At 60.0% G+C, this 9,769-nt stretch carries 6 protein-coding genes and 1 pseudogene; 4 read left to right on the top strand and 3 right to left on the bottom strand.

The genetic code is table 11. From position 1 onward, the window contains the following. Positions 1-62: 62 nt before the first annotated feature. Entirely contained in the window at positions 63-1,355 is a 1,293-nt protein-coding gene (locus tag G5358_RS18705) for an NAD(P)/FAD-dependent oxidoreductase (RefSeq protein WP_421324682.1), read from the top strand. A gap of 84 nt (positions 1,356-1,439) precedes the next feature. Here the strand turns inward: G5358_RS18705 and G5358_RS18700 are convergent, their stop codons facing one another. From G5358_RS18700 to G5358_RS18690, 3 genes are all read right to left on the bottom strand, one after another. After that, the gene (locus G5358_RS18700; protein ID WP_216954030.1) at positions 1,440-2,081 is read right to left on the bottom strand and encodes an energy-coupling factor ABC transporter permease; all 642 of its coding nucleotides are present in this window, start codon (positions 2,079-2,081) and stop codon (positions 1,440-1,442) included. Between the two features lie 88 nt (positions 2,082-2,169). Further along, positions 2,170-2,967, bottom strand: coding sequence for a pyruvate formate lyase 1-activating protein (gene pflA, locus G5358_RS18695; protein ID WP_005333994.1), 798 nt, complete (start codon positions 2,965-2,967; stop codon positions 2,170-2,172). A 65-nt stretch (positions 2,968-3,032) separates the two neighbouring features. Continuing rightward, positions 3,033-5,969: an EAL domain-containing protein gene (locus G5358_RS18690; protein WP_421324680.1), complete on the bottom strand. Its 2,937-nt coding sequence runs from the start codon at positions 5,967-5,969 to the stop codon at positions 3,033-3,035. 135 nt (positions 5,970-6,104) lie between these two features. Here G5358_RS18690 and G5358_RS18685 point away from each other — a divergent pair, with 135 nt between their 5' ends. The 3 genes and pseudogenes from G5358_RS18685 to G5358_RS18675 all read left to right on the top strand — a co-directional run. Next, positions 6,105-7,793 (top strand): FAD-dependent oxidoreductase, encoded by a 1,689-nt coding sequence (locus G5358_RS18685; protein ID WP_005344666.1) that lies wholly within the window; start codon positions 6,105-6,107, stop codon positions 7,791-7,793. Positions 7,794-8,009: 216 nt separating this feature from the next. Further along, entirely contained in the window at positions 8,010-8,669 is a 660-nt protein-coding gene (locus G5358_RS18680) for a DedA family protein (RefSeq protein WP_005333990.1), read from the top strand. A 165-nt stretch (positions 8,670-8,834) separates the two neighbouring features. Next, positions 8,835-9,769: pseudogene (locus G5358_RS18675) on the top strand (alpha-2-macroglobulin family protein); the annotation flags it as partial.

Here is a 9,769-nt window from a genome sequence, read left to right as displayed (position 1 = left end):
ACCGATTTCGTTTTAGGGAGCCAATGGCTCCCTTTCGTTTTGAGGAACCGAGGAAAATCATCATGATGAATATTGTCGTTGTAGGCGGCGGCGCCGGTGGCCTGGAGCTTGCTACCAGTCTGGGTCGCAAGCTTGGCAAAAAGAACAAGGCCAAGATCACTCTGGTCGATCGCAACCGCACCCACCTGTGGAAACCCTTGCTGCACGAAGTAGCCACTGGATCCATGGATGCGGGCATCGATGCCCTGAGCTACCAGTCTCACGCCAAGAACCACGGTTTCGACTTCCAGCTCGGCACCCTGACCGACATCAAGCGCGACGAGAAACGCATCGTGCTGGCCCCGATCCACGACGACAATGGCGACATCGTGGTCAACGAGCGCGAGCTGCCCTACGACTATCTGGTGATGGCCATCGGTTCTGTCTCCAATGACTTCAACACCAAGGGCATCAAGGATAACTGTATTTTCCTCGATAGCCCCTCCCAAGCGCACCGCTTCCACAACAGCATGATGAACCGCTTCCTGCAGTTCGCCACCGAATATAAGCCGGGCGACAAGGTGAAGATTGCCATCGTTGGCGGCGGCGCCACCGGCGTCGAGCTCTCTGCCGAGCTCTACAACGCGGTCGAGCAGCTCTATGCCTACGGCTTCAAGAACCTCACCACCGACAGTCTGAAGGTGACGCTGGTGGAAGCGGGCCCGCGCATTCTGCCGGCTCTGCCGGAGCGCATCAGCGGCGCCGCCCATCAGGAGCTGGTCAAGCTGGGTGTGGACGTGCGTACCGCCACCATGATCACCGAGGCGACCGCCGATGGTCTGCACACCAAGGATGGCGAGCTGATTGAAGCTGACCTGATGGTGTGGGCGGCCGGTATCAAGGCGCCTGACTTTATGAAGGATATCGCCGGTCTTGAGACCAACCGTATCAACCAGCTGGTGGTGAAAGAGACTCTGCAGACCACCCGTGACGAGAACATCTTCGTTATCGGTGACTGCGCCGCCTGCCCGCAGCCGGATGGCAAGTTCGTGCCGCCGCGCGCCCAGTCTGCCCACCAGATGGCCAGCCAGGCATTCAAGAACATTCTGGCCAAGATGAACGGCGGCGAGATGAAGCCCTACCTCTACCACGACCACGGTTCGCTGGTCTCCCTCAGCCGCTTCTCCACCGTGGGCAGCCTGATGGGTAACCTGATGCGCGGATCCATGATGGTGGAAGGCTACATCGCCCGTCTGGTTTACATCTCCCTCTACCGGATGCATCAGATCGCCCTGCACGGCTACGTCAAGACCGGCCTCATCATGCTGGTGGGTCGCATCAACCGGGTACTGCGCCCGACCCTGAAGCTGCACTAAGCCGGGATTTGGCACCATGTTGAATACCAAAAGGAGAGGCGATGGCCTCTCCTTTTTTATGGGCGCAGATCAGGAAAGAGAGCGTTACTTGCCCAGATAGGTGCGGTCGAAGAAGGTATTGACCCAGTGAGGGCGGTAGATGGCCAGCACCGTCATCGCCATGCCGTTGAGCAGGGCTTCGGGGAACAGCAGCAGTGGCCAGATGGAGAGGTAATCCGCCGTGATGGTGTGCCAGGGGTAGCTGTGACTCAGCCCCATCAGCAACGCACTGGCTACCACCTTGACCGAGATGGTGAGGGCGCCGCCGAGAAAGGCGGCCACGAAGATATAGACAAAGAGATGGCGTGGCAGCCAGGCCCAGCTGGCCAGAAACAGCAGCCAGCTGGTGGCCACCGGCAGGGCGATGCCCACCAGTGCCTGCCAGCCAAAATCGGCCATATTGGTGACACCGAAGTAACCGAGCACCAGCAGGGTCAGACAGGGGGCGAGCAGTGCCAGCCGCCAGCCCAGCAGCAGGGTGAGGGTGGTGAGCCCGAGAAAATGGACCTCCAGCCCCTCATGCAGACCGGCCCTTAGATACCAGAGCGGCACCAGCGCGATGGCACTCCCCAGCAACAGGTGCTGATAGAGGGGGTTGTCATGGAGGGTCTGCCACAGGGAGCTGCGCAGGCTGAACGCCAGCAGTACCAGCCAGATCAGGAGGGCGGCGAGTTGTCCTTCACTCATCTTGTCGTCCATTCATGCAGTAAAGTCAGGGTGGCCTTCCCGACCGCCCCATAGCAGAGCAGGCTGACGAATCAGCCTGCTTTTACCATCAATATTTGACGTTGTTGTGGTACTTGCCGAGGATGCCCTTGACCCGTTCCATGGTCTCCTTGCTGGGGGGCTTGATCCCGCTCAGCTCGTACGGGTCGCCCAGCACATCCCACTTGTGTTTGCCGAGCTCATGGTAGGGGAGCAGCTCCACCTTCTCCACGCTCTCGCCCAGCTCGGCGATAAACTGGCCCAGCCCTTCGGCGCTCTCGTCGTCGTCGCTCCAGGTCGGCACCACCACGTAGCGGATCCACATGGTCTTGCCTTTGGCCGCCAGATAGCGGGCAAACTCCAGGGTATATCTGTTGCTGACGTGGGTCAGCGGAATGTGTTTCTCGTCATTGATCTGTTTGATATCGAGCAGCACCAGATCGGTCTGGTCGAGCAGCTTGTCCACCTGTTCGTCGAGATGACGGACGAAGCCGTTGGTGTCGAGACAGGTGTGGATCCCTTTCTCTTTGCAGGCGGTAAAGAGTTCGGTAATGAAGGCCGGTTGCAGCATGGCTTCACCGCCGGACGCTGTCACGCCACCGCCGGAGGCATTCATGAAGTGGCGATAGCTGGTGATGTCACTCATCAACTCCGGTACGGTCACTTCGCGGCCACCTTCGGTATCCCAGGTATCGCGATTGTGGCAGTACTTGCAGCGCATCAGGCAGCCTTGCATGAATACGATAAAGCGTATTCCCGGGCCATCGACAGTGCCGCAGGTTTCGACCGAATGGATCCGGCCAACGGTGCCGTGAGCTCCGGCTGGCTGGCTGATTTCAACGGCAGGGATCCGATTAATGACAGACATAAACAACTCCAACGATTCGAGCAGGCCGTTATTTTATTACATAAACCCCTATTGATCCTACACCTTTAGTCCGCCGCCCGGCTGCCAAGCAGCTGCTCCAGCCCCTTGACGGTGAGCGGCCGACTGGTGAGATACCCTTGATAATGCTGGCATCCCAGTGCTTTGAGGATGGCCAGCTGCGCCTCCTCTTCCACCCCTTCGGCAGTGACGGTAAAGCGGAATACCTGGGCCAGATCGAGGATAGCCTTGACGATAGCCCTGTCCTGTTCGCTGTGCACCAGGGTCTGAATGAAGCTTCTGTCCAGTTTCACCTCGTCGGCGGGCAGATCCCGCAGGTAAGCCAGCGACGAGTAGCCGGTGCCGAAGTCGTCGATGGAGATGAGGATGCCGAGCTCCTTGAGCTGGCGCATTCTGGCAATACTCTCCTGCCGATTCTCCAAGACTACCGATTCGGTTACCTCCAGCAGCAGGCGGGAAGGGGGCACACCGGTGTCGCGCAGAATGTACTCCACTTGTTGTACGAAGCCCTGGGTGTGGAACTGGCGGGCACTGACGTTGACCGACAGATGGGGGATCTGCAGGCCACGGTTGAGCCAGAAGCTGTACTGGGCGCAGGCGGTCTTCATCACCCAGTAGCCGATCTCGAGGATCAGGCTGGTCTCTTCGGCGATGGGAATAAACTCCCCGGGTGGCACCATGGTGCCGTCGCTGCGCTGCCAGCGCAGCAGCGCCTCGATACCCGACAGTGAACCATTGTCGACCCGGTATTGTGGTTGATAATGCAGCTGCAGCTCGTGATGACGCAGGGCATCGCGCAGCTCATTGGTAAGGGTCAGGCGGTTCTTCTCCTGCTGGGCCATTGCCTCGGTAAAGAAGACGTAGTGGCCCTGACCGGCCCGCTTGGCCATGTGGGTGGCGGTGTCGGCCTGTTGCATCAGGGTGAGGTGATCCATTCCGTTACCGGAAAAGAGACTGATCCCCACCGAAGCGCTGCAGTGCAGCTTGTGATCGCCGATGTCGAACGGGGTGCGAAACAGCCCCATCAGCTCGCGGGCGAAGTGCTCTGCCAGTATTTTGGCTGTGACTTCCCCTTGTCCGAGCTGGGTAAAGAGCAGGGCAAATTCATCCCCAGAGATGCGCGCTTGTACCAGATTGTCCTGGGGCAGATCCCTGAAACGCTGTACCACGGCCTGCAGCAGTAGATCGCCGCAGGCGTGGCCGAGAGAGTCGTTGATCGACTTGAAGTTGTCCAGATCCACCAGCAGCAGGGCGCCCCATTGGCTGTTTGGCTCGCTCAGGGTCTGCTGCAGAATATGGTTGAGACTGCGTCGGTTGTGCAGGCCACAGAGATCGTCGTAATAGGCGAGCTGCTCGATGTGTCTGGCTGCTTCCTTCTCCCGGGTGATGTCGTAGAAGCTGCAGATAAAGTGGCTCAGTTCTCCCTGCTCATCCTTGACACCGTTCACCATCAAGCGCACCGGAAAGAGGTGCCCATCCTTGTGCAGACAGCGCTCTTCCCCGAGCCAGAACGCCTGCTCGTTGACGGCGCGACTGACATCCTCCTTGAGGTGATCACCGAAGTAGGTGGGGCGCAGCTTGCGAATGGAGTGGCCGAGCAGCTCTACCTCGCCAAAGCCGGTGATCCGGCTGAAGGAGTGGTTGACCTTGAGGATGATGCCGTTGTGATCCATCACGATCAGTCCATCGTGGGTATTGAAGGCCACTTCCGCCAGCCGCAGGGCGTCGTCGGCGGCGAGGCGTTGCAGCTCGATGGCGGCCCGCTCGTGCTGGCTGCTCAACAGAGCCAGCAGGAGCTCGGGCTTTTTCAGCGGAGCGTCGAGCAGCAGGGTGATCTGCCCCATGACGGTACCGTGCTGGTCATGAAGCGGGATACCGATATAAATGTCGGCCTTGAGGGCCAGCAGCCGGGTTGCCTTGGGGTAACGCAGTGCCAGGTTTTCGACATAGATGGCCTGACCGTGCTGGAACAGCTCCAAAGCGGGACCTTGCTCTAGCTGGATGGGTTTGAGGGTGGAGAAGAGCTCCCCGTTAAATACGCAGCGGGGAATGATCCAGAGCTCCTGACCGCGGGGCTGGAACTCGCCGAGCCAGCCGGCGCGGGCACCACTAAGGCTCATGGCCCAGCGGATCAGCGTCTTGCAGTAACTCATACCGGTCAGTTGGCTTAGCTCGGCAGGCAAACTTGCTTCCCCCTCCTGCTCTTCGCACTGTGGTTGCCAGTGACCGAGCAGTTGGGCGCTGTTGCGCACCAGTTGCAACATCTCCTCGCTAAGGGGGGTGGGATCGAGATACTCCAGACTCAGCACCCCGAACAGCTTGTCCTGCTCCAGCAGGGCACCATCGAGGCGTGAGCGCACACCGGCACTGGTCAGATAGAGGTGATTGCTCAGCATTGGCTGGTGGGCCGCCTCCGAGAAACTCAACGCTTTGCGGGTGCGCAGGGCGCGGATATAGCGGCTGTCGCCGCGGATCGGATAAATGCTCTCTATGCCCAGGGTAAATACGGGGGTGAGCTGCTCGCTGCCGAGATCACCGTTGGCCTGATAGTGCCAGAGAATGAGCCGATCGGCCCCGAGACACTCTTTGAGGGTCTCAAGCAGGAGCGCATACTGTTGCTGGCTTGCCATCTGGCTGAGGCGCGGCAGTTGCAATGCCAGATCGGCGATGGGCTCCTGGCGAAGGTTCTGCAGACAGATGAGCCAGAAGCCATCCTGCTCGTGAGCGAGGGCGATATGCCACAACTGGCTGGCAAAGCGCACTGTGATCTTGCCGCCATGGCCGTTGGCCAGCAGTTGTTCGATGGGCAGGCGCAGGGCATCGGGTAGCTGGGCAGGCCAGGGGGCACGCGGTTCGTCGAGCCAGTAGAGCGGGGTTTGCATCACGTCGGTCAGGGCGACCAGCCGTTGACTGCGCAGATCCAGACGGAAAAAGAGCGGCGTCTGGAGGGCAGGAGGAAGATGACTGAGTGCGGTAGACGACATGAACAAACAACATCCTGTTAAGCAACCGTCGGGATTGCAAGAATACTGCAAAATGGTGTGAAACAAAATTTCATTGAATTCTAAATTAGAAAAGTCTAATTTATTGCCCATTATCATGTATGAGGAGTCTTGCAGATGAAACGGATCCTGATTATCGGTGGTGTCGCGGGGGGCGCATCGGCGGCGGCTCGCGCTCGTCGTTTGAGTGAAGAGGCAGAGATCGTGATGTTCGAGCGGGGCGAGTTTGTCAGCTTCGCCAACTGCGGTCTGCCCTATCACATCGGGGGCGATATCCCCGACCGGGATGCCTTGCTGCTGCAGACTCCCCAGAGTTTCAAGCGCCGTTTCAACGTCGATGTGCGGGTCTTCCACGATGTGATTGAGATCGACAAGGCGGGCAAGACCTTGCTGGTGCGCAACCTGCAAACCGGTGAAGAGCAGCGCGAGCATTACGATGTGCTGCTGCTGAGCCCGGGCGCCGCGCCGATCCGTCCTCCCTTCCCCGGTATCGACAGCCCCCATGTTTATACCCTGCGCAATATCCCCGACATGGATCGCATTCTGGCGGCCCTGCACCACGATCAGCCGCGCCACGTCACTGTGGTGGGCGGCGGTTTTATCGGGCTGGAGATGATGGAGGCGCTGCACCAGCGCAAGCTGGATGTCACCCTGCTGGAGCTGGCCGATCAGGTGATGGCTCCGGTGGACAAGGAGATGGCCAACATGCTCCATGCCCGCATCCGGGAAGAGGGGATCGACCTGCGCCTGCGCACCGGCCTCACCGCCATCGAGAGTCTGGATCTGCCTGCCGAGAAGACCTCCGCCGTACCGACCGCCAAAAGCGGTGGCCTGCGCCTGACCCTCAATGACGGTTCCCATCTTGATACCGGTCTCTTGATCCTCGCCATCGGCGTCAAGCCGGAAACCCTGCTCGCCGCCAAGGCGGGGCTGGAGCTGGGCCCACGGGGCGGCATCAAGGTGGATGCCGGGATGCGTACCTCGGATCCCTTCATCTACGCGGTGGGGGATGCGGTGGAAGAGATTGACTTCGTCACAGGCGAATCTGTGCTGATCCCGCTGGCGGGCCCCGCCAACCGGCAGGGGCGCATCGCCGCCGACAACATGCTGGGCCGAAGCGAAACCTACAAGAAGACCCAAGGCACCGCCATCTGCAAGCTGTTCGATCTGGCGGTGGCCAGCACCGGCCTCAACGAGAAGCGACTGGTGCAACTGGGATTGCCGTTCGAGAAGGTTTATGTCCACCCGGGCAGCCACGCCGGTTACTACCCGGGTGCCCATCCGGTCAGCCTCAAGCTGCTGTTTGCCCCGGATGGCAAGATTTACGGTGCCCAGGCCATCGGCAAGGATGGCATCGACAAGCGCATCGACGTGCTGGCAGTGGCCCAACGCGCCGGTCTCACCGTGTTTGACCTGCAGGATCTGGAGCTCACCTATGCGCCGCCGTTCGGCTCAGCCAAGGATGTGATCAACATGGCGGGCTTTGTGGCAAGCAACCACCTGAAGGGGGACACCCTGCTCTGCCACGTGGCCGAGGTGCAGGCTCGTAACCCCCATCAGCTGGTGGTGGATGTGCGCAATGGCCCGGAGCTCGACAAGCTGGGCCGCATTCCGGGGGCACTGCATATCCCCCTCGACGAGTTGCGTGGTCGCCTCCATGAGTTGCCCAAAGAGAAAGAGCTGCTGATCAGCTGTCAGGTCGGGCTGCGCGGCCATGTCGCCTGCCGCCTGCTGAGCCAACACGGCTTTAAAGTGAAGAATCTCTCCGGCGGCTTTAAAACCTGGCAGATGGCCACCGCCGAGTAACCGTTTTATTTCTGTGCCTGTTTGCCCCTCTCCCTTGTGCGTGCAAGATGAGGGGCTTTTTGTTTCTGCTTTTCGCCCTTCTTGCATTCCCCCTCGTTGCTGCAATATTTCGACACACTTTATTTCCTGTGCCGGACAAAATTAACGTTTTGTTCAGGGGATGGGTGCTATAACCCCTGCCTCGTTCATGATGAACCGTGTAGTAGGGAGAGTGACATGCTGGATATGCTGATGGCCATTTGGCATCAGGATTTTGACGCCCTGGTTCAGATGCAGGCGGTACCCCTGCTGATCAGTTGCCTGATGCTGGTACTGCTGCTGGAGTCCGCATTCGTCTTCCTGCCCCTGCCGGGGGACAGCTTGGTACTGCTGGCCGGTGGGTTGGTTGGCATGGGGGTGTTTGGCCCCGAAGTAACACTTATTTATCTGCCGTTGGCTGCTGGCATAGGTTCTGTGCTCGCCTACTGGCAGGGACGGGCCCTGCAGCGCACCCGCTTTATGGATCATATCGAACGGATGTTGCCTCCCGACAGCCTGCCCAAGGCGACCCGGCTGCTTAAAAAGTACGGTTTTCTGGCGATGTTCTCCTCCCGTTTTATCCCGTTCGTGCGGGTGCTGACTCCCATGCTGATGGGGATTGGCCGCCTGAGCGTGCTGCGGATGTGCGTGGCCAGCTTTGCCAGTGCCTTTATGTGGGCGCTCTGCCTCAGTTTGGTGGGCAAGCTGGCGATGAATACCCCCTTCTTCCTCCACCACAGCGAACTGTTGACCCGGGCCCTGCTGATTACCTCGCTGGTGCTGTTTCTGGCGGCCGTCATGGCCATCCTGTTTCGCTGGTTCAAAGGCGGAGCAAAAAACGAGACCAGCCACGACTAGATGACAACCCTTGCCGCACTGGATCAGTGGGCAAGGGGGTTCTCGTGCTGCAGGGGCGCGGAATTGTGCCCATTCGGGTAATGAGCTTTGTGTCGGGTGAGCAGGATGCCTTATCCTGTTTCCAGCCACGCTGCGTTTGCAGCGCTCCAACTCGGGATGGAACCTATGTGCCTCTTCGACTCTCCCTCTGTTTCTCACCGCTCTACCGCTGAAACCGGCGCTCTGCGCCGCCGCTGGTCAACCCTGCTGCTTTGCGGGGTGGTCGGTTTGCTGTTGGCCGGTTGTGGCCCCGACAAGCCTGTCGCCAATGGGCCGACTATAAAGCCTGCCGCGCAGCAGGAAGCGGGCGCCCCAAGCGCCGTGGTGCAGGCCAATGCCCGCCAATATCGCGATGCGCCGGCACTGGCGCTGGTATTCTCCGGCCCCCTGGCGCCGAAGGTAAACTGGCAGAGCTGGCTCGGGGTCAGTGAGGGGGGCAAGCAGGTGCAGGGGGAGTGGATCTTGGCCGACGATGGTCGCACCCTCTATTTCCCGAACGTCCAGCCCGATAAAAGCTACGAGGTGAGCCTCAAGGCGGGGCTGGGCCCATCCCCCCAGAGCTGGACCCTCAAGACCCGCCCGCTGGAGGCGGGGGCTTCGTTTACCGCCAGCGGCATGGTATTGCCGCTGCGTCAGGAACTTCGCCTGCCCATCAGCGCGGTCAATGTGGATGAGGTCAATATCGACTTCTTTCGGGTCGATGCCGAATATCTGCCCCGTTTTCTGGCGGAATATCGCCCCGGTGCCGGCATGGGTAACTGGGAGCTTGAACAGATCACCCAGCGGGCCAAGCGGGTATTCAGTGGCCGCTATGCATTGGAGCTCGATGCCAACCGGCGCGAGACCCGCCTCATCAATGTGAAGGAGCCGCAGCTGGCCGAGGCTGGCGTCTACTTTGCGGTGATGTCTCCCCTTGGCAACTACGACTGGCGCAAGGAGACCACCTATTTCGCGGTGAGCGACATGGGGCTTAGTGCCCGCCGTTACCGCGATCAGCTGGAGGTGTTCGTCAGCTCCCTGGCCAGCGCCGACCCGCTCAAGGATGTGCAGCTCTCCCTGCT

The sequence above is a fragment of the Aeromonas sp. 604176 genome (assembly GCF_049170755.1).
Classification (GTDB): Bacteria; Pseudomonadota; Gammaproteobacteria; order Enterobacterales; family Aeromonadaceae; genus Aeromonas; species Aeromonas veronii_A.
This window is presented reverse-complemented; position numbering and strand designations above follow the sequence as displayed.

Excerpts from the sequence above, each read along its gene's own strand:
- G5358_RS18705 (WP_421324682.1), top strand. The coding sequence starts at position 63 with ATGATGAATATTGTCGTTGTAGGCGGCGGCGCCGGTGGCCTGGAGCTT.
- G5358_RS18700 (WP_216954030.1), bottom strand. The coding sequence starts at position 2,081 with ATGAGTGAAGGACAACTCGCCGCCCTCCTGATCTGGCTGGTACTGCTG.
- pflA (WP_005333994.1), bottom strand. The coding sequence starts at position 2,967 with ATGTCTGTCATTAATCGGATCCCTGCCGTTGAAATCAGCCAGCCAGCC.
- G5358_RS18690 (WP_421324680.1), bottom strand. The coding sequence starts at position 5,969 with ATGTCGTCTACCGCACTCAGTCATCTTCCTCCTGCCCTCCAGACGCCG.
- G5358_RS18685 (WP_005344666.1), top strand. The coding sequence starts at position 6,105 with ATGAAACGGATCCTGATTATCGGTGGTGTCGCGGGGGGCGCATCGGCG.
- G5358_RS18680 (WP_005333990.1), top strand. The coding sequence starts at position 8,010 with ATGCTGGATATGCTGATGGCCATTTGGCATCAGGATTTTGACGCCCTG.